Source organism: Limnohabitans sp. INBF003, assembly GCF_055396645.1.
The window spans coordinates 2,068,532-2,086,852 of the sequence record NZ_AP029222.1; the positions used below are offsets into that span (position 1 = coordinate 2,068,532).

At 62.2% G+C, this 18,321-nt stretch carries 17 protein-coding genes; 5 read left to right on the forward strand and 12 right to left on the reverse strand.

Annotated elements, in window-relative coordinates; genetic code table 11:
• Positions 1–6 precede the first annotated feature (6 nt).
• The 3 genes from ACZ5VE_RS09345 to ACZ5VE_RS09355 all read right to left on the reverse strand — a co-directional run bounded on the left by ACZ5VE_RS09345 (position 7) and on the right by ACZ5VE_RS09355 (position 4,034).
• Positions 7–594, reverse strand: a complete 588-nt coding sequence (locus tag ACZ5VE_RS09345) for a restriction endonuclease (protein WP_464454914.1) — start codon at positions 592–594, stop codon at positions 7–9.
• A gap of 148 nt (positions 595–742) precedes the next feature.
• On the reverse strand, positions 743–2,944 hold the full coding sequence (locus tag ACZ5VE_RS09350) for a TRAP transporter permease (RefSeq protein ID WP_464454915.1): 2,202 nt from the start codon (positions 2,942–2,944) through the stop codon (positions 743–745).
• A gap of 136 nt (positions 2,945–3,080) precedes the next feature.
• On the reverse strand, positions 3,081–4,034 hold the full coding sequence (locus tag ACZ5VE_RS09355; RefSeq protein ID WP_464454916.1) for a TAXI family TRAP transporter solute-binding subunit: 954 nt from the start codon (positions 4,032–4,034) through the stop codon (positions 3,081–3,083).
• A 171-nt stretch (positions 4,035–4,205) separates the two neighbouring features.
• Here ACZ5VE_RS09355 and ACZ5VE_RS09360 point away from each other — a divergent pair, with 171 nt between their 5' ends.
• Complete coding sequence (locus ACZ5VE_RS09360) at positions 4,206–5,417, forward strand: D-amino acid dehydrogenase (protein WP_464454917.1); 1,212 nt, start codon at positions 4,206–4,208, stop codon at positions 5,415–5,417.
• 21 nt (positions 5,418–5,438) lie between these two features.
• On the opposite strand, the gene ACZ5VE_RS09365 is transcribed toward ACZ5VE_RS09360, so the two are convergent.
• The 3 genes from ACZ5VE_RS09365 to ACZ5VE_RS09375 are packed head-to-tail and all read right to left on the reverse strand — an operon-like array spanning position 5,439 to position 8,262.
• On the reverse strand, positions 5,439–6,419 hold the full coding sequence (locus tag ACZ5VE_RS09365; RefSeq protein ID WP_464454918.1) for a Bug family tripartite tricarboxylate transporter substrate binding protein: 981 nt from the start codon (positions 6,417–6,419) through the stop codon (positions 5,439–5,441).
• 29 nt (positions 6,420–6,448) lie between these two features.
• Complete coding sequence (locus tag ACZ5VE_RS09370; RefSeq protein WP_464454919.1) at positions 6,449–7,276, reverse strand: beta-keto acid cleavage family enzyme; 828 nt, start codon at positions 7,274–7,276, stop codon at positions 6,449–6,451.
• A gap of 32 nt (positions 7,277–7,308) precedes the next feature.
• Complete coding sequence (locus ACZ5VE_RS09375; protein ID WP_464454920.1) at positions 7,309–8,262, reverse strand: 3-hydroxyacyl-CoA dehydrogenase family protein; 954 nt, start codon at positions 8,260–8,262, stop codon at positions 7,309–7,311.
• A gap of 88 nt (positions 8,263–8,350) precedes the next feature.
• On the opposite strand from ACZ5VE_RS09375, the gene ACZ5VE_RS09380 reads away from it, so the two are divergent.
• Both ACZ5VE_RS09380 and ACZ5VE_RS09385 read left to right on the forward strand, forming a co-directional pair.
• Positions 8,351–9,271: a LysR family transcriptional regulator gene (locus ACZ5VE_RS09380; protein WP_464454921.1), complete on the forward strand. Its 921-nt coding sequence runs from the start codon at positions 8,351–8,353 to the stop codon at positions 9,269–9,271.
• On the forward strand, positions 9,268–9,615 hold the full coding sequence (locus ACZ5VE_RS09385) for a TIGR03643 family protein (protein WP_464454922.1): 348 nt from the start codon (positions 9,268–9,270) through the stop codon (positions 9,613–9,615). The genes ACZ5VE_RS09380 and ACZ5VE_RS09385 overlap by 4 nt, the downstream gene beginning before the upstream one ends.
• 15 nt (positions 9,616–9,630) lie before the next feature.
• On the opposite strand, the gene ACZ5VE_RS09390 is transcribed toward ACZ5VE_RS09385, so the two are convergent.
• From ACZ5VE_RS09390 to ACZ5VE_RS09400, 3 genes are all read right to left on the reverse strand, one after another.
• Positions 9,631–10,758, reverse strand: coding sequence for a stealth family protein (locus ACZ5VE_RS09390; protein ID WP_464454923.1), 1,128 nt, complete (start codon positions 10,756–10,758; stop codon positions 9,631–9,633).
• A 99-nt stretch (positions 10,759–10,857) separates the two neighbouring features.
• Positions 10,858–11,724, reverse strand: coding sequence for an excinuclease Cho (cho, locus tag ACZ5VE_RS09395; protein ID WP_464454924.1), 867 nt, complete (start codon positions 11,722–11,724; stop codon positions 10,858–10,860).
• A gap of 167 nt (positions 11,725–11,891) precedes the next feature.
• A complete protein-coding gene (locus ACZ5VE_RS09400; RefSeq protein ID WP_464454925.1) occupies positions 11,892–12,785 on the reverse strand; it encodes an MBL fold metallo-hydrolase in 894 nt (297 codons plus the stop codon).
• A 90-nt stretch (positions 12,786–12,875) separates the two neighbouring features.
• On the opposite strand from ACZ5VE_RS09400, the gene ACZ5VE_RS09405 reads away from it, so the two are divergent.
• The gene (locus tag ACZ5VE_RS09405) at positions 12,876–13,553 is read left to right on the forward strand and encodes a transglutaminase domain-containing protein (protein ID WP_464454926.1); all 678 of its coding nucleotides are present in this window, start codon (positions 12,876–12,878) and stop codon (positions 13,551–13,553) included.
• A gap of 6 nt (positions 13,554–13,559) precedes the next feature.
• Here the strand turns inward: ACZ5VE_RS09405 and ACZ5VE_RS09410 are convergent, their stop codons facing one another.
• The 3 genes from ACZ5VE_RS09410 to tsaD all read right to left on the reverse strand — a co-directional run bounded on the left by ACZ5VE_RS09410 (position 13,560) and on the right by tsaD (position 17,535).
• On the reverse strand, positions 13,560–14,798 hold the full coding sequence (locus tag ACZ5VE_RS09410) for an MFS transporter (protein ID WP_464454927.1): 1,239 nt from the start codon (positions 14,796–14,798) through the stop codon (positions 13,560–13,562).
• Between the two features lie 76 nt (positions 14,799–14,874).
• The gene (locus ACZ5VE_RS09415; RefSeq protein ID WP_464454928.1) at positions 14,875–16,146 is read right to left on the reverse strand and encodes a branched-chain amino acid ABC transporter substrate-binding protein; all 1,272 of its coding nucleotides are present in this window, start codon (positions 16,144–16,146) and stop codon (positions 14,875–14,877) included.
• 345 nt (positions 16,147–16,491) lie between these two features.
• Entirely contained in the window at positions 16,492–17,535 is a 1,044-nt protein-coding gene (gene tsaD, locus ACZ5VE_RS09420; RefSeq protein WP_464454929.1) for a tRNA (adenosine(37)-N6)-threonylcarbamoyltransferase complex transferase subunit TsaD, read from the reverse strand.
• A gap of 88 nt (positions 17,536–17,623) precedes the next feature.
• Between tsaD and ACZ5VE_RS09425 the strand changes: the two genes are divergently transcribed.
• Complete coding sequence (locus tag ACZ5VE_RS09425; protein WP_464454930.1) at positions 17,624–18,313, forward strand: substrate-binding domain-containing protein; 690 nt, start codon at positions 17,624–17,626, stop codon at positions 18,311–18,313.
• The last annotated feature ends 8 nt before the right edge of the window (positions 18,314–18,321 follow it).

Consider the following 18,321-nt stretch of genomic DNA (forward strand, 5'->3'; position numbering starts at 1 on the left):
AGCAGATCAACGACCCAGCGATGCACCCTGGGCATTGGCCCCATCGTGCATGAGTTGCGCGATGTTGGCCGAGCCCAGCAACTGAATGGGGCTTTGGTGCGCCAGATCAATCGCGGCCTGGCTGAAGATGCCCAGGCTCATGCAGGTGCATGAAAAGGCTTGCTGGCTTTCTCGAGCGGCCAACAGTTCGCGCAGGTGCTCTGCGCCCACTGTGGCGGCTTTCCAGCGTTTGGCACTGACCAAGGTGATGCGGCCATCCTTTTCAATCTGAAAATCTGCCGGGCCGTTGCTGAGGCGGCTGACCTCAAAGCCTTGTTGGCGCAAAGCTTCTTCGACCAGGATGGCAAAGTCCCGCCAGGCCATGGTGCGGGCTTGCTCCACCAGCGCAGCGATGCGGTCTGCAGAAATGGCGTTGCGCTGTCGCCAGGCGGCCATGATGCCGATCACCAAAAATGGAAACGCACCCAGCATGCCGGGGATTTTGTAGGCATCGGGCAGCAGGGCCCCAGCCACCAAAGCCACGGCCAGCATCAACAAAAAGCTCACCCACCAAGGGGCGCGCAACAAAGCCGCAAACAGCGACCTTTCAGACATTTTGAATTTCATGAACAGTCAAAAATGAAAGTGCGCCCCGATCGGCAACGGGGCCACACCAAATGTGGCTGGGAATCAGCGCCCGCCAGTGTAGTGGTTCACACCACCCCTGCAGAGCAGGGTGCGCAAAGCACCCTGCTTTTTCCTGTCATGCCGCTGCAGTTGCCCCCGCGGCCTTGCGCGCGGCCCACTGGTTCACCAGCACGGGCAGCATCAACACAACACCGAGCAAACTGATTTTTAGGCCCGGCGCAATCAGGCACAGGGCACCCAGGGCGCACAGCGTGCGTTCCCAGCGCTTCATCTCGGCCATCAGGTATCCGCTGAGCGCGGCCGCCAGCGCCACAATGCCCAACACGCAGCCGATGAAGGTGACCGCAAAATCGCCCCAGTTGAAGCCTTTGGCCACCAACAACAAGGAGGGAGAAAACACGAACACGAAGGGCACCAATGCTTTGGCCAGCCCCAACCTGAAGGCCATGTTGCCGGTTTTGAACGGGTCACTGCCAGCCATGCCCGCAGCCGCATAAGCGGCCAGCGCCACGGGTGGCGTGATGTCGGCCAGCACCCCGTAATAAAACACAAAGAAGTGCGCCACCAAGGGCTCCACACCCAATTGCACCAAGGTGGGGGCAGCCACGGTGACCATGATGATGTAGTTGGCCGTGGTGGGGATGCCGCAGCCCATCAAAATGCAGACAATGCCGGTCATGAACAGCGCCGCCAGCAGCGTCAAGGACTTCGCATCGGCCATGAAAGCGGGCAGCCAGTCCATCATGAAGGCGGCGATCACTTGCGCCCAGCCGGTGATGATGAAGCTGATCTTGAAGCCCACACCCGTGAGTGTGACCACGCCGATCACGATGCCCACAGTGGCCGCTGCTGCGCCCACGGCCAGCGCGTATTTGGCCCCTGTCTCAAAGGCCTCCAGCAGCACGGCGTTGTCGATCCGACCGATCACGCCCAGCCACTTTTGCCCAGCCCAGACGGCCGCCACGCCCAAAGCCAAAAAGCCCAGTTTGATGGTTTCGCCGTCACCGCCCCAATCGACAAACGCGATCAAGGCCAACAGCACATGCAGTCCGATCATCAACACCCAATTGGCGCTGCGGTTGCCGCGCACCGAGGTGCTCAAGCCCACAATCATGCAAGAGGTGATGCCGGTGAACGCCGCCAGATAAGGGGTGCGGCCGGACACCAAAATGGTGATCAACAAAAACAAGGGAATGAGCGTGGGCCAGCGCTGCTGCAAGGACTCGCGCAGTTTGGGCATTTCTTCTTCAGTCAGGCCACGCAGGCCGTAGCGCTTGGCCTCGAAGTGCACCTGCATGAACACACCAAAGAAGTGCATAAAGGCCGGAACAATGGCCGCAGCCACGATGGTCTGGTAGGAGACGTTCAAAAACTCCACCATCAAGAAGGCTGCCGCGCCCAGCACCGGCGGCGTGATCTGCCCCCCGGTGGATGAAGCGGCTTCGACCGCGCCTGCAAACTCGCGGCGGTAGCCCACCCGGATCATGGCCGGGATGGTGAGCGAGCCCACTGTGACCGCATTGGCCACCGACGAACCGCTGAGCATGCCGAACATGGCCGAGCCGAAGACACTGACCTTGGCCGGGCCACCGGCATAACGCCCGGCCACCGTAGAGGCAATGTCCAGAAACAACTGGCCCAAACCAATGCGCGTGGCCAGCACGCCAAACAACACAAAGTGGAAAACATAGGTGGCCACCACGCCCACTGCCACGCCATAAATGCCTTGGCTGGTCAGGTACTGGTGGTTGATCATCTGGCTCCAGTTGGCCCCCGCGTGCTTGAGCAAACCCGGAAAGTAAGGCCCCGCCAACGCGTAGGCGGTGAAGCCCAGCGCAATCAAGGGCAAAGGCCAGCCCATGGAGCGGCGGGTGGCTTCGAGCAAGGTGATGAACAGGATCGAGCCCATGACCACATCGATCGTGTCCGGATTGCCGACCCGGAAGGCCAGATCGTCAAACACATAGGGGATGTACATGACGCTGGCCGCACAGGCCAGGCCCAGCAACCAATCCACCAGCGGTACGCCGCCGATGCTGAAGCGGCCATTGGACACCTTGGTCTCTGCGTCGGATTTGAAGGCCGCAAACACCAGAAAAATCAAGCCCAGCACAAAGGCCAGGTGCACACCCCGGTGGGTGGTCTCGCGCAACAGGCCAAAGCCCGCCGTGTAGTAATGGAAGCCCGACAAGATGATGAGCAGCCATTTCACGATCACCGACGCTGGGGGCAGCGTGGGTCTGAAACGCATTTCGGGGTCGAACTTTTCTTCGAGTTCCTGCAAATCGCGCATGTCGCGCTCGCGGGCTTCGGTCATACCTGTCCTTCAAAAAACACAGCGCATGGGCGCTTTGTTCAAAACACAGGGCGCAGATGCGCCCTGTTGAAACTTCAGGCGCTCACGCGCCTTTCAAAAACCCACACAGAACGCCGCAGCGCCCCATGTGAAGCCATCACTTCAGCACACCGGCTTCTTTGTAGAATTTCTCGGCACCGGGGTGAAAAGGAATGCCCACGCCCTTGACGGCGTTTTCCTTGGTGATGAATTTGCCTTTGGCATGACCGGCCGCCAAAGCATCCTGAGCGGCTTTGCTGTAAAGCGCCTTGGTGATCTGGTAGACGGTTTCGGTGTCGGCCTTGGCGCTGGTCACCCATTGGGCACCCATGGCCATGGTCTGCACCGCTGGCACGTCCTTGTAAGTGCCGGCAGGAATGGTGTCGACCGCCAAATAAGGGTTGGTCTTGCGCAAGGCCTCGGCCTGCGGACCGGCCAAAGGCACCAATTCGATGCCTGCGCCGCTGGAAGCCAGCTCGGCAATCGCACCCGCTGGGGCACCACCCACAAAGAAGAAGGCGTCCAATGCGCCATCTTTGAGCTTGTCACCGGCCTGGTTGGGCTTGATGTATTCGGGCTTGATGTCGCTTTCTTTCACACCATAGGCTGCAAGCACCGTGCGGGCATTGACCAGGGTACCCGAGCCCGGCTCGTCCAGCGCCACGCGCTTGCCCTTGAGGTCGGCCACCGACTTGATGCCCGACCCTTTTTTGACCACGAGGTGGATGCTCTCGGGATACAGGTTGGCGATCATGCGCAGATCGGCGACTTTGGGTTTGCCTTCGTAAACGCCGGTGCCGGTGTAGGCCCAAGTGGCCACATCCGACTGCGAAAAGCCCGACTCCATGGCACCACCGGCCACGCCGTTGACGTTGGCCACAGAGCCGTTGGTGGCCTGTGCGGTGGCCACGATCTTGCCGGGTTGGCTCACCGCGTTGGCGATCATGCCGCCCACAGGGTAATAAGTGCCAGCGGTACCCCCGGTGCCGATGCGGAAAAATTGCTGTGCTTGCACGGGTGCTGTCATGGCTGCAGCCAAACCCAAGACCCAAAACAGATTGCGACGCTTCATGTGATTCCTCGTTGAAGGGTTGAAAAAACCAGACCTACTGTGTAGCACAACTTGTGCCTGATTTGCCCCTGAATCGGGTCAGGCTCAGGGTAGACTCTGATATCGATGCCCCTAATGACACGGGTCAGGCGCCTGTATAAACCGGGGCATTTCACTGCACAAAGGAAACCCATGCACGTGTGCGTATTGGGCGCTGGCATCATCGGCCTGAGCACCGCTTATGAGTTGACGCAACGGGGTCACCAGGTCACCGTGGTCGACCGCACGGCACCTGCCGCAGGCGCCAGCGGGGGCAACGGTGCACAGCTCAGTTATTCCTATGTGCAGCCTTTGGCCGACCCGGGCATCTGGGCGCAATTGCCCAAACTGCTGCTGTCGCCTTCTTCTGCACTCAAGATCCGCCCCCAATGGGACACGCGCCAGTGGATGTGGGTTTTGCAATTTCTGCGCGCTTGCAATGCGCAACAGTCACAACACACCACTTCGCAGCTGCTGACCCTGGCCGCGCAAAGCCGGCAGGTATTTGACGCGCTGCGCGAACGCGAAAACATCCACTGTGATTTTGCGGCATCGGGCAAGCTGGTGCTGTTTCGCACAGAAGCCTCGTTTACTGCCGCACGGCAGCAGATGGTGTTGCAAAAGCAATTGGGAGGCGCTGCACAACGGGCGGTCACAGCGCCTGAGGCCTGCGCCATCGAACCCGCTTTGGTGCATCAACAGGAACCGTTTTCGGGCGCGATTTACACCGACAGCGAATGCGCGGCCGATTGCAAACAAGTGTGCGAGGCCTTGGCGCAGATCTTGATCACACGGGGTGTGGCCTTGCGCTTCGGTCAAGACATCCAAGGCTGGGTCAACTCGGGCGACAAAGTCGCTGCAGTCAGCCTGGCCAATGGCGACGAAATTTCGGCCGATGCTTTTGTGCTGTGCACTGGCCACAATGCACCTGTGCTGGCCGCAGCGGCAGGCGTGCACTTGCCGGTTTATCCACTCAAGGGTTACAGCATCACGGTTGCCACCGATGGGCAAGGCTTGGCACCCCAAGTCAGCATCACCGACAGCACCCGCAAGATTGTCTTTGCACGCTTGGGGCAACGGCTGCGGGCAGCGGGCATGGTGGAGTTGGTGGGACAGGATGCCCGCGTTCAGGCCCGCCAGATTCAAACTTTGCAGCAAGCCACGCAAGCCCTTTTCCCGGATTGCTCGCGCTACACCGACATCCAGCCTTGGGCGGGCATGCGACCAGCCACGCCCACAGGCCTGCCCATCATCGGCCACCAAGCCGCAGGGCCGCGCAATCTATTCATCAACGCCGGGCAAGGCGCCTTGGGCTTCACTTTGGCGTTTGGGTCTGCGGTTCAACTGGCAAACGCGCTCAGCTGAACCGCTGCTTTGCGGGGGCGATCAATCCACCGTGACGCCCGCGTTTTTGACCACTTGACCCAAACGCGTTGTTTCTTTGCGGATCAACTCGCCAAACTGCTGGGCTGTGCCGCCCACCACCGGGGTGCCAATGGCTTCCCATTTCTTCTTGAACTCCGGCTCACTGAAGATGGCGTTCAAGGTGGTGTTGAGCTTTTGCACGATGGGTGCGGGTGTGCCCGCACGCACCGCAATGCCGTGCCAGCCCGTGATTTCATAACCGGCAATGCCCGCTTCCATCATGGTCGGGATGTTGGGCAACGAGGGATGGCGCTTGGCCGAGGTCACGGCCAGGGCCTTCAACTTGCCGCCCTGAATGTGCGGCAAGGAGCTGCCCAAAATGTCGAACATCACCTGCACTTGGCCGCCGATCACGTCGTTGAGCGCAGGGCCTGCACCGCGGTAGGGAATGTGCGCGATTTTGGTGCCCATCTGGGTGTTGAAAATCTCGCCCGCCAAGTGCTGTGGCGTGCCATTGCCCGCCGAGGCAAAGGCCAGTTTGCTGTCTGACTTTTGGGCCAGGGCGACCAGATCCTTAACGGTATTGACCGGCACGCTGGGGTGCACTTCGAGCACCAGCGGGAAAGACGAAATCTGGATCACGGGTGCCAGATCGGTCATGGGCGCAAAAGGCATGCTACGGTAGAGCGTGGGGTTGACCGCCATGGGGCCACTGGCCGCCAGCAGCAAGGTGTAACCATCGGCGGGGGCTTGTTTGGCCACATCGGCGCTGCCCAGGTTACCGCCTGCGCCGCCTTTGTTGTCGATGATCACCGTGACGCCCAAGCGGGTGCTCAGTTCACTTTGCAGCATGCGGGCCATCAGGTCGGTCGGACCGCCCGGTGGGTAAGGCACGACAAAGCGGATGGTTTTGCTGGGGTAGTTGTCCTGGGCCAGCGCAGGCAAAGCGGTGGCGGCCAAAAGGGCGGCTGAGAGTGCTGCGACGAATGTGCTGCGTTTCATGATGTTGTCTCCGGTAAAAATAGGAAGGCTCAAGCGGCAAAAAATGCTTCTCGCGCCTGCTGCGCGGTGTAGAGGCTGCGGCCCAGCACGCGGGCCGAATCGGCCACCTGACGCACCAGCGCGGCGTTGTCGGGGGCGACTTGCCCGTTGTTGAGCAAGAGGTTGTTTTCAAAGCCCACACGCACATGGCCGCCCAAGGCGGCGGCGGTGGTGGCGCAGGCGTGTTCGCCCGCGCCAAAGGCGCACATGGACCAAGGCTCTTGGCCGGTGTGGGCCATGACAAAAGGCAATAGGTCTTTGGCTTCCGACGTTTGCCCCACCGAATAACGGCCCAACACAAACAAGAGCGACCAGGGCGCATCCGGGATAACGCCTTTTGCACGCAGGGCTTGCCAACGCTGCAGGTCGGCCACGTCGTACACGATGACCTGGGTCATCACGCGCTCTTTGGCCAGCCAGCCAAAGAACTGCGCCAGCCCCGCTTCGCCGATCTCGGGCTGGTCCACTTCGCGCAGGCCCACCGACACAGCTTCGGGTTGGAGCGCGGTGACCATGGCGATTTGCTCGGGCGCTTTGTACACACGGGCGGCTTCGCTGGTGACTTGGATGATCATCTCGTCGCCCACTGCGGCCTTGACCGCCTGCTGCGCGTCGCGGTAGCCCTGCACGTCCAGGCTGTGGCGGCCTTGTGCATCGCGGATGTGCATGTGGATCATGGCCGCGCCGGCATCGAGGCACAGCTTGGCGGTTTGGCCCAGCTCGGACGTTGTGATGGGCAAAGCCGGATGGTCAGGCCGCTGCTTGTAGGCGCCATTGGGCGCGACGGTGATCAACAGGGGATGCGAAAAAACAGCCATGGGATGCCTTTTAAAAATCAATCGGGAGGGAGTCAATCGAGGGGATGAAGGGGCGGCAACTCAGACGCCAACAAATCCAGCCCCTGACGCAGCAAGCGGTCGTAGCGCTCGCGCTCGGCCTTTTGGGTTTCGGGTGTCCAGCTGAAAAAGCCCTGCCCGGTCTTCATGCCCAAGTCGCCCCGGGCCACGCGCTCTTGCAGCACGCGGGCGGGCTCGGCGTTCACCGCCAGGCTGGGGTACATGCTGGCAGCCGCCGCCGTGTGCACCTCCAGGCCCGCGTGGTCGCGCTGCATGACCGGGCCTGCGGCCAGAAATCGAAAGCCAAAACCAAAGCGCACAGCCGCGTCCACGTCTTCGGGCGAGGCCACGCCTTCGTCGATCAGGGCAAAGGCTTCGCGCGCCAGGGCGTGCTGCATGCGGTTGGCCAAAAAGCCCGGCTTGTCCTTGCGCACCAGCACCGGCACGCTGCCGCAGCCGCGCATGAAGCCGCACAACTGCTCGGCTTCTTGCACATCCGTCTTTGGCCCCAGCACCACCTCGACCAGCGGCACCAAATGCGCGGGCATGAAAAAGTGCAGACCCAGCATGCGCTCGGCCGTGGGCAGGCCTTGGGCGATGGCGCTGATCGGGAAACTGGAGCTGTTGCTGCACAGCAAGGTATCGGGCGCGGCCAACTGCGCCAGTTGCGCAAACAGGGCCTGCTTGAGGGGCAGTTTTTCAGGGATGCACTCGATCAACACGCTCACACCGGGCCAGGCCACATCGGCCAAGTCGGCCACGGATTGCACGCGCTCGGTGCGGTGGGCCATGCCCAGAGCATCCAGGTTGTGACGCACATGGGCGGCCAGCGCTTGGCGTTTAGTAGCATCGGGCTCGACCACAGTGACCTGGCTGCCGCCACGGGCCAGCACGATGGCCACGTCCATGCCCATGGTGCCGCCGCCCACCACCACGGTGCGCGCTTGAGAAGGGTGAGAAGAAATCATGGTTCCTGCCGCCATCAAAGAGAATGAGCCGAGTCTAGAAAGACCCCATTGCTTCGTCCAGCCGTATTTTTCTATAAACTGATCTGATATGCAGATCAATGCGCAACCCAACTGGACGCCCCGCGACCTGGACATTTTTTTGGTGCTCGCCGAAACCGGCAGCTTCAGGCGCACCGCCACGCAGGTGCATTTGTCGCAATCGGCCGTGTCCGGGGTGATTGCCCGGCTTGAAGAGGCTCTGGCCACGCGCCTGTTTGACCGCACCACCCGCAGCGTGCACCTGACAGCCGCAGGCCAGGTGTTTGTCGAGCAAGCCAAACTGCTCAACGCCCAAACGCAAGAAGCCGTGCAGCGGGTGCAGCACATCACGCAGGTGCAGACCGGCAAAGTGAGCCTGGCGGCCCTGCCCTCGCTGGCGGCCACGGTGGTGCCACAGGTCATGGCCCGCTTTGCCACGCAGTACCCGCAGATTGCGCTGCAATTGCACGACACTTTGTCTGGCCCGGCGTTTGACCTGGTGCGCGCTGGCACGGTGGACTTTGCGCTCACCGCTGCCAACCCCGACTACGCCGATCTGGACTACACGCCGCTGTCGGCCGATGGTTTTGTGCTGCTGATGCCGCTGGGCCACCGCTTGGCCAAGGGACGAGGCGCTTTGAACTGGCTAACCGTGGCCGAGTTGACCCACATCTCCATGCCGCTGCCCGCCAGCGTGCGGCAATACGCCAACGCCGCTTTCATGGAACACCGCATCGCGTTCCAACCCCGCTATGAAGTCGAGCACATCGCCACCATCCACGCCATGGTCAAAGCCGGTTTGGGCGTGGCAGCCCTGCCCGAGCTAGCCGCCGCCTTTGTGCAACAAGATGGCGTGGCCACCCGGCGCCTGACCGGCCCCGACATCCAGCGCCCCATTGGCGTGGTCACTCGGCGCAACCGCAGCCTGTCGCCCGCCGCACAAGAAATGGTGCGCATGCTGAGACAAGAAACCACCGCCTTGCTGCCATGACCTCCAAACACAGCCCACACAGCGCACTGTCCGAAGCCGATGCATCGGCCATCATGGCCATGGCCTGGCAAGACGACACCCCGTTTGAAGCCATTGCCCAGCAATTTGGCCTGCAAGAGCCCGAGGTGATTGCCTTGATGCGCACGGCATTGAAAGCCCGGTCATTCCGGGTCTGGCGCATGCGGGTTCGCGGCCGCACGGCCAAACACCAAACTCGGCAGCAGAGTAAGCACCGCGTTCAAAACCACGAGGCGTCGGATGCCACCCTCACGCAAGCGCTGTCGGACGCACAAGCAGAGTTTCCCCTGCCCCCTTCACCGCTCACGCCCCAATCGTTGCGCTGAGGACAGGCGGGTCACTCAAGCTCGTTGCTGCAGACCCGATGCATTGGTAGGGTGCAGCGCATCAGCAGGACTTGAATGCGCCTTGAAACCGGACAAGGCCGCTGGATCGGATGGCACCGTTGCAGGCGTGCCCGACACCGCAGCCCGGTTTTCAAAGCACGAGGGCGTGGGCAAGATCGACTGCAACACGCTCAGCACGTTTTGCAGACGCGGGTCGTTGGTGTGTGCATCGTCGGTGGTGTCATTGATGCAAAAAAATTCGAGCGAGCCGAACTCGGCCACCAGCGCTTGCAGCTGCGCGTTTTGATCGGCCTCGCCCGTTGACACATAGCGGTGGCGATAAGTCCGGATGCTGGCCACGCCATGCGCCAAGGCCCAGCGCAGCACGAAGTCCGACACGATGGTCGGCTTGTCCCAGCTGCGAAACACCGTCGACCGGACAGCGGCAAACAGCTCGGGGGCTGTTTCTTCCAGCTCCAGCAGGATCGACTTGAGCATGGGCCGGGGCGAATGCGCAAACGTGCGGAAGGTGCTCTGGTACAGCGGGTCTTGCTCGCGCAGGGCGGGCGTGCCTGAGCGGGCTTTGTCGGTGAGCCACTGAATGGACAGGCGACAGGCGTTTTCGAGCGACGTGGCGTCCATGCGCATGGCTTCGTCGGTGACCACCGGATCGTCCGACCAGGTGACATGGAAGCCATCGTAATGGAACCAGTCATCGACGCTGACCGGGGCACCAAAGAACACATCGTCGTTGAAGTAAAAGTAACGCTCGGACAAGCCGGGAATGTGGTGAATCCAGGACTCGATGTGCCCGGAATCAAAGGTGGGCAAGGATGCCTCGGGGATCAGTTCGCGGTGGTCCACCAGCGTCAAGCGGTCCGAGGGGCGCAGCCAGTCGGGGGCCTGGGCATCGGTGACGATGTAAACATGGCCGTGGTCTGGGAAAAACTTCTCCAAGGCCCGCAGGCTGTAACGCAGCTCGTGGTTGTCCCGAAACCGGCCTTCCACATTGCTGTAGCGGGCCATGGCGGCACTGGAATCGCTGGGGAGTTGCTGCAGGGCGGCCTGGCGTTTGGCCCGCCAGGTCGAATCATTCCCGTCAACCCACAAATAAACGATGTCGATGGGCGAATCGTGAGGCATGTCTGCGTTGGATTTTTTGAAGAGGCTGAGTCTAGCAGTGGGTCTGCGCAAGCGTTGGCAATAACCGCCTTGACCTGAGGGCCACTGAGGGGCCCGGTGTCAGGCGGCGGACAAAACCTGAACTTCCACGCTTTGTGTCAGCAGCGGTCGGCACAGGATCTTGTAGCCATCGGCGTCAAAGCCTGAAGCCACCTGACTCAGTTGGCGAGCTTCGCCGATGGTGGGCGCGCTGCCCAGGTAGCACCAATGGTTGACCACATGGATTTGCGTGAAGGCTTCGTCGCGCTCGACCAAACCCACCGCACCGGGGTAAGGCCAGCACGCCACGCGCTGCGCCAGCAGGCTGCTGAACAGCCGTTCACGGTGCTCGGCTGGGCTTTCATCCCCCCGGCACACGCCCGCACATTGGCGGATGGCGGCCCGAAAGCAGGCTTTGCCGGGTGGCAGTTTTTCGAGGCCCAACGGGCCATAGCAGAGCTTGTTCTGGTCGGCGATGGCCCTCAGGGCATCGAGCGCGGCGTGGCGGCTGGCAAACAGACCATACAAATCAGGCTCGCTCGCAAAATCAATGTCCTTGGAATAAACCACTTGGGGCACATCACCCGCCATTTGCAAGCTGCACAGCTGTTTGTTGCGGCGCAATTTCTGGTTGAACAGCGGGTGTTGGGCTTTGATCATTTGCGCTTCCAGCAGCAAAGCCCCGATCTCGCCCGCCGTGCGGATGTGGCTGATGCGCTGGGTCTGGCGCAGCATGCGGGCTTCGTCGGGCGTGCGCAAGTGCGACAGCAGCCGGGCGCGGATGTTGATGCTTTTGCCGATGTACAGCGGCAAGTCGCCGTCTTGGCCATGAAAGGTGTAAACACCTGCTCCGGTGGGGGCGTCTTCGATGGCTTCGCGCAAGTGCTGCGGGTATTCGTAAACCCGACTGTCTTCAAAGTCATCGCGGCGGCGTCTTGGCAAAGGCATGGCGTTCAATGGGTGGGCAAACTCAGAGGGGTGCAAAGTACTGTTTATATTTACAGTATACTGATCTGGTCATGCTTCCTGCAGTTGCCTGACATTTTGTTCTTTGGCGCCCCCGGCCTTGCGGCTTGGGGCGTTTTTTTATGCCTTGGGCTGTGCTACTTGTCGGCTCAAACCACCCCAAAGCGACCATCGTCCTGGTGGCTGATTTGCCCTTGCGCCAGCAACTCGGCCAGGTGCATGCCAATGGTGTTGCGCTCGGCGCAGGGCACAAAGGGCACATCGTAGCCTTGGGGGTACAGCAGGCGTCGGCTGACTAACTCATCCAGACTCTGCGGGGTTTGCAGGTAAGCCAGCAGCTGGTCGCTGCGTTCGTCGAGCTTGCTGGCGTAACGCGCCAGATCGCGCAAAAACTGCACTCGGTCAGTGACCACCGCCTTGTGATGCGAGGTGACCCAGATGCGGGCCTCCAGCTGCGCCACTTTTTTCAGGCTTTGCCGAAAGTCACTCAAGCTGGAAGTCGCATCGCCGTAATAGGGGCCAAAGCCGGTCAGGTCGATGTCGCCAATGAAGGCCAGGCCTTCGCTTTCAACCACCAAGGCGCAGTGGCCCGATGTGTGGCCCGGCAGGTGGTGTGCACGCACGCGCACCCCGCCGCCCAAATCCCACGACGCGCCATCGCTGTAGCCGGTGGCGTCGGGTCGGGGCTGGTAATGAAAATCCTTTTGCACGATCTGGTGCATCGCATCAAGCACGTCTTGCGGGTAACCGTAGTGCTGGCACATGCCAGCCCACGATTGGGCTGCGGCCAGATCGGCCTCGTGCACCTGCACCCGGGCGTGCGGGAGGCGGTGCAGCCCGGCCATGTGGTCTTCGTGCACATGGCCCAGGATGACCAGGTCCACCGTGTCCAGTTCGGGGCCAATCCGGTTGGCCACCTCGGGGGTGTCAAACGCCACCCGGGTGTCGGCCCCCTGCACGATGAGCTGATTGCCGTCGGGGTATTTGCCCGATTTTTCTCCCAAGTGCACACGCACCGCACCAAAATTCAACACCGACGCCATGACATGCTTTCCTGATCAACCCCAAGGGCAATAGAGGCCACTATAGCCAGCGTGACAGCCCCGCGCTGCCGCACAGGCTACAGTGAACGCATGAACACCCGCCCCTCTGCCGCCACCCTTGCAGCCACCGCCCTGATCGACAGCGACCACCCGGCCGTGATCGCCTTTGCCAGTGAGAACGCGCAAGGCCAAGACGACCGTGAACGTGCCGTGTCGCTTTATCTGGCGGTGCGCGACCAGTTCCGATACGACCCGTACCGCATCGACCTCGCACCCGAAGGCATGCGGGCCAGCTCGGTCATTGCCCAAGGCGCTGGCTGGTGCGTGCCCAAAGCGGCCTTGATGGCCGCAGCCTGCCGTGCGGTGGGCCTGCACGCACGCCTGGGCTATGCCGATGTGCGCAACCACCTGAGCACCGAGCGCTTGCGCCAGACCATGCAGACCGATGTGTTCATCTGGCATGGTTATGCCGACATCTGGCTGGAGGGCCAATGGGTCAAGGCCACGCCCGCTTTCAACATCGGGCTGTGCGACAAGTTTGGTCTGTTGCCTTTGGAGTTTGATGGGCGAAACGATTCGATCTACCACCCGTTTGACAAGGCGGGCAACCGGCACATGGAGTACGTGAACCAGCGCGGCAGCTTTGACGACATGCCGCTGGCGCAGATCGTGGCCGACTTCAAGACCGTCTACAGCGGCTGGATGGCCGAACACGACTCGCTGCAAAACGCCAGTTTTGAGCAAGACGTGACGCGCGAGACGCGCTGAGGGCCATCAGGCGCTCACGACCGCCGCCCGCTTGACGCGCCACAGCAGCCACAAGGCCACGCTCAGGTTGAGCGCGTTCCACAACACCCCGTTGATGAAAGCCGCGTGGTACGAGCCCGTGAGGTCAAAAACCTTGCCCGACATCCAGCCGCCCAAGGCCATGCCGATCAGGGTGGCAAAAATCACCGCCCCCACGCGTGAACCCGCTTCCTTGGCCGGGAAGTACTCGCGCACGATGATCGCGTAAGCGGGCACGATGCCGCCTTGAAACAGGCCAAACAAGGCCGAGATGACGTAGAGCGACACCAGGCCGTTGAAGGGCAAAAACAGCAGCAAGGCCACGCCTTGCAAAACCGAGCCCAGCACCAGCGTGCGCAAGCCGCCAATGCGGTCGCAAATCAAGCCCGAGATGAGCCGGCTGGCAATGCCGCTGGCCAGCATGAGCGAAAGCATTTCGGCCCCGCGTGCAGCGCCAAAACCCAGGTCGGTGCAATAAGCCACGATGTGCACCTGCGGCATGGCCATGGCCACACAGCAAGCCACGCCCGCCACGCACAACAAAAATTGCGCTTTGTTCAGGCTCAAGCCAAAAGGCCGCTGCGACTGCTGTGCCTGGGCACTGCCCGCCACCGGGGTTTGCAACAGCGGCGGCCGCTGGCGCATGAGCAAGCTGAGCAGCGCCATGCCGATGCCGCAAAACAGCCCCAAAGCAACATAGGTGCTGCGCCAGCCCACGGTCTCGACCCCGTGCTGGGCCAAAGGCGGCCACAAGGCCCCCGCCACGTAGTTGCCGCTGGCGCACACCGCCACCGCAATGCCACGTCGTTTTTGCCACCACAAGGACGTATCGGCCACCAAGGGCGCAAAAGTGGTTGAGCTGCCGATCAAGCCCAACAGCAAACCGTGCGCCAACGCAAACCACCAGATATTGGTCGAAAAACTGGCCGCAATGAACCCGAGGCCCGTGCCCACGCCCCCCAACAACAACGGCACATGCACACCCGATCGGTCGGCCCAGCGGCCCATATAAAGACCACCCAGACCAAAACCCAGCATCATCAGGGTGTAGGGAATGGACGCATCGGCCCGAGTGACCCCGAACTCGGCCTGTACAGCCGGCAAGACCACGGCCACCACATACATGCTGGCGCCCCCCAGGGTCATCAGGGCCAGGGTGACCAGCAAACGCCGCGCGGCATAAGCAGAGTCGATCAGGTGTTCGGAGGCGGCGGTGGATGAGCTCATGGGCTCAGATTAGCAGGCCAGAGCCGGTCCGATTGGCAAATGCGGGACAAGGCCCCCACCGCATGGCAAAGCCCGATCAGCCGGGGCGCACCATCTTGCAGGTGCTGGGCAAGCGGGCTTGCTCGGCCTTGATCTGGCGCACGACCTTGAAGCCGTAGCCCGAGCCCTCCACATCAAAAGGCACGCCGGGGCTGCCCTGGCGTTCCATCACCCCCACCACCAGCGGCTGCTGGAACTGGTGGTCTTCGGTGCGCATGAAACCGGTTTGTCCGGCCATGCTGACGCGGACTTTTTCAAGGGCCAACGCCACAGCCACAGGTTCGGTGCCGCCCGCTTTTTCAATAGCCTGGCCCAGGGCCTCGACCATCAGCTGCATGCGCACATGCACATAGTCTTCCGACGGCTTGGCAAAGCGCTGGCGGAACGACTGGTAGAACTGTTCGCTGGCCTTGCCCGGCACATTGGGCAGCCAGTCGGCCACCGCGATCACGCGGCCCACACCGGCATCGCCCAGTGCAGCGGGCGCGCCCAGCGCATTGCCGTAAAACGTGTAGAACTTGCCTTCGTAACCGGCTTCGCGGGCGGCCTTGACCAGCAAGGTCAGGTCGTTGCCCCAGTTGCCGGTGATGACCGCTTGTGCGCCACTGGCCTTGATCTTGGCGGCATAGGGCAAAAAGTCTTTGACGCGGCCCATGGGGTGCAACTCGTCGCCCACCACCTTCACGTCCGGGCGCTGGTCGGCCAGTTGGCGTTTGGCCTCGCGCAGCACCGCTTGGCCAAAGCTGTAGTCCTGCCCGATCAGGTAAACCGACTGAACCTTCTTGTCTTCACGCAGGACCTGCATCAGCGCTGTCATGCGCATGTCGGCGTGGGCATCAAAACGGAAATGCCAGAAGCTGCATTTGTCGTTGGTCAGCGCCGGATCAACCGCCGAATAGTTGAGGAACAGCACCCGCTTGGCCGGTTCGCGCTCATTGTGTTTGTTGATCGCGTCAATCAGCGCCGCCGCATTGGCCGACGAATTGCCTTGCAGCACCACCTGGGCACCATCGTCAATGGCCGATTTCAAGGCCGACAGGGCTTCTTCGTTCTGGCCCTTGCTGTCGTAACGCTCCAGCACCATCGGGCGCTGGCCTTGCGCGGTCTTGACGCCACCCCGAGCATTGACCCGCTCCACCGCCCAGGCGATGTTGCGCACCACCGCCTCACCCGTGTTGCCAAACGGGCCACTCAGCCCCTCGATCAAAGCCAGTTTGATGGGGGCTGGCGACTGCGCCCACGCAGGCGACAACAGCAGGGTTACAGCCAGCGACACGACGGCACGACGAGAAATGAAGGGCAAACGCATATCAAAAATAGAACCCGCGCAAAGGCAGGTTGAAGCTGAGAAGGGGCGCAGTGTAACTGCCCTGCAGGACACGCACGATGGCCGCTGAGCTGAATGGTTTTTGTGGGAGACCGCCCCTGCGGCCGAATGTCTGCTGGCCGGGCGCTTTTGAATGGGTGTTGTGGTTTGCACACCTTCGCGAGCAGGGGCTCGCTCCAACAGAATCAGGCCATGATCATGGGCGAATGGGCCAATTTTGTGGGAGGCCGCCCCTGCGGCCGAATGCCTGATGGGCCCACAACAAGTGCTTTAACCACCATTCGCGAGCAGGGGCTCGCTCCCACAGGGGAAGCACACAACAGCGGCTCAAGCCAGCTCGTGCAGGGGCCAGCGGGGTTTCACGTCAAAACTGTAACGCGCCTCGGCGGCTTGCGCGCCAGCTTGCAAGCGCATGGCTGCCGCCATGGCGATCATGGCGCCGTTGTCGGTACACAAATGCAGCTCGGGGTAATGCACACGCACCCGGGCTTTGGCGCAAGCGGCGTTGAGCTGCGTGCGCAGCTCGCGGTTGGCCCCCACGCCCCCGGCCACCACCAGGCGCTTCATGCCGGTGGCTTTCAGCGCATTCATGGATTTTTTGACCAACACTTCCACAATCGCCGCCTGGGTCGAGGCAGCCAGGTCGGCACGTTCGGGTGCGCCCTCGGTGTGGGCGGCAGGGCCAATTTTCTGGCTCTGCGTGAGCACGGCCGTCTTGAGGCCCGCGAACGAAAAATCAAAGTCGCCACTGTGCAGCAAAGGGCGCGGCAACTTGTAGGCGGCCGGGTTGCCCTGCTCGGCCAGACGCGACAGGCCCGGGCCACCGGGATACGGCAAGCCCATGAGCTTGGCCGACTTGTCAAAGGCTTCGCCTGCGGCGTCGTCAATGGTTTCGCCCAGCAACTCGTAGCGGCCCACGCCGTCCACCCGCATCAATTGCGTGTGACCGCCCGACACCAGCAAGGCAATGAACGGAAACTCGGGCGGATCGGCGCTCAAAAACGGTGAGAGCAAATGCCCTTCGAGGTGGTGCACACCCAGCACCGGCTTGCCAAGCGCCGCCGCCAGCGCACAGGCCACGCCCGAGCCCACCAGCAAGGCCCCGGCCAGGCCCGGCCCCCGGGTGTAGGCCACCACATCGACATCGGCCAAAGCGGTCCCGGCCTCGGCCAAAACCTGGCGCGTGAGCGGCAGCACCCGGCGGATGTGGTCGCGGCTGGCCAGCTCGGGCACCACACCGCCATAGGCCTGGTGCATTTCAATCTGGCTGTAGAGCGCATGCGACAACAGGCGCGGCAGTGCATCGCCGTTGGTTTCCACCAGGGCCACACCGGTCTCGTCGCAAGAAGATTCGATACCCAAAATTCGCATAACAGGTAGTTTAAGCGGGGCATGGGTGATGGCATGAGGCTTGGCCATAATCCTTTGCAGGAACGCCCTACCATTTCAAAGCCCACTCATGACCACACTCCGACTGATTTCCTCCATGGCCACCAAGCCGCTGCTGGCCGATCTGGTGGCGCTTTACCAAGCGCAGACCCCTGGCGTTCACATTCAGGTCGAGTCGGTCGGCGGCGTCGATGCCGCCAAACGCGTGCAGGCGGGCGAAGCCTTTGACGGCGTGGTGCTGGCGAGCGACGCCATCGACAAATTGGTCGCCAGCGACCATTTGCTGGCGGGCAGCCGCGCCGATCTGGTGCGCTCGGGCGTGGCGGTGGCTGTGCCTGCGGGGCAGCCCGTGCCCGACATCTCGACCGAAGCCGCGCTCAAAGCCGCCATCCTGGCCGCGCCCACGCTGGGCTATTCGACCGGCCCGAGCGGCGTGCAACTGGCCAAGAAGTTCGAGGCCTGGGGCATCGCCGAAACCATCGCGCCGCGCATCGTGCAGGCCAAGCCGGGCGTGCCCGTGGGCTCGCTAGTGGCCCTGGGGGAAGTGGCGCTGGGCTTTCAGCAACTGAGCGAAATGCTGGGCGTGCAGGGCATCACCATCGTGGGCGGCTTGCCACCCGAGGTGGAGATCATCACCACCTTCTCCGGCTCGGTGGCCGCAACCTGCCTCCAACAGGACGCCATGCGTGCGCTGCTGGCCTTCTGGCAGTCCCCTGCGTGCGATGCGCTCAAGCGCCAGCACGGCATGGCTCCGGCCTGAATTAGGTA

Bases quoted from the DNA above. Each gene is read 5' to 3' on its own strand.
- ACZ5VE_RS09345 (WP_464454914.1), bottom strand. From the start codon at position 594: ATGTCTGAAAGGTCGCTGTTTGCGGCTTTGTTGCGCGCCCCTTGGTGG.
- ACZ5VE_RS09350 (WP_464454915.1), bottom strand. From the start codon at position 2,944: ATGACCGAAGCCCGCGAGCGCGACATGCGCGATTTGCAGGAACTCGAA.
- ACZ5VE_RS09355 (WP_464454916.1), bottom strand. From the start codon at position 4,034: ATGAAGCGTCGCAATCTGTTTTGGGTCTTGGGTTTGGCTGCAGCCATG.
- ACZ5VE_RS09360 (WP_464454917.1), top strand. From the start codon at position 4,206: ATGCACGTGTGCGTATTGGGCGCTGGCATCATCGGCCTGAGCACCGCT.
- ACZ5VE_RS09365 (WP_464454918.1), bottom strand. From the start codon at position 6,419: ATGAAACGCAGCACATTCGTCGCAGCACTCTCAGCCGCCCTTTTGGCC.
- ACZ5VE_RS09370 (WP_464454919.1), bottom strand. From the start codon at position 7,276: ATGGCTGTTTTTTCGCATCCCCTGTTGATCACCGTCGCGCCCAATGGC.
- ACZ5VE_RS09375 (WP_464454920.1), bottom strand. From the start codon at position 8,262: ATGATTTCTTCTCACCCTTCTCAAGCGCGCACCGTGGTGGTGGGCGGC.
- ACZ5VE_RS09380 (WP_464454921.1), top strand. From the start codon at position 8,351: ATGCAGATCAATGCGCAACCCAACTGGACGCCCCGCGACCTGGACATT.
- ACZ5VE_RS09385 (WP_464454922.1), top strand. From the start codon at position 9,268: ATGACCTCCAAACACAGCCCACACAGCGCACTGTCCGAAGCCGATGCA.
- ACZ5VE_RS09390 (WP_464454923.1), bottom strand. From the start codon at position 10,758: ATGCCTCACGATTCGCCCATCGACATCGTTTATTTGTGGGTTGACGGG.
- cho (WP_464454924.1), bottom strand. From the start codon at position 11,724: ATGCCTTTGCCAAGACGCCGCCGCGATGACTTTGAAGACAGTCGGGTT.
- ACZ5VE_RS09400 (WP_464454925.1), bottom strand. From the start codon at position 12,785: ATGGCGTCGGTGTTGAATTTTGGTGCGGTGCGTGTGCACTTGGGAGAA.
- ACZ5VE_RS09405 (WP_464454926.1), top strand. From the start codon at position 12,876: ATGAACACCCGCCCCTCTGCCGCCACCCTTGCAGCCACCGCCCTGATC.
- ACZ5VE_RS09410 (WP_464454927.1), bottom strand. From the start codon at position 14,798: ATGAGCTCATCCACCGCCGCCTCCGAACACCTGATCGACTCTGCTTAT.
- ACZ5VE_RS09415 (WP_464454928.1), bottom strand. From the start codon at position 16,146: ATGCGTTTGCCCTTCATTTCTCGTCGTGCCGTCGTGTCGCTGGCTGTA.
- tsaD (WP_464454929.1), bottom strand. From the start codon at position 17,535: ATGCGAATTTTGGGTATCGAATCTTCTTGCGACGAGACCGGTGTGGCC.
- ACZ5VE_RS09425 (WP_464454930.1), top strand. From the start codon at position 17,624: ATGACCACACTCCGACTGATTTCCTCCATGGCCACCAAGCCGCTGCTG.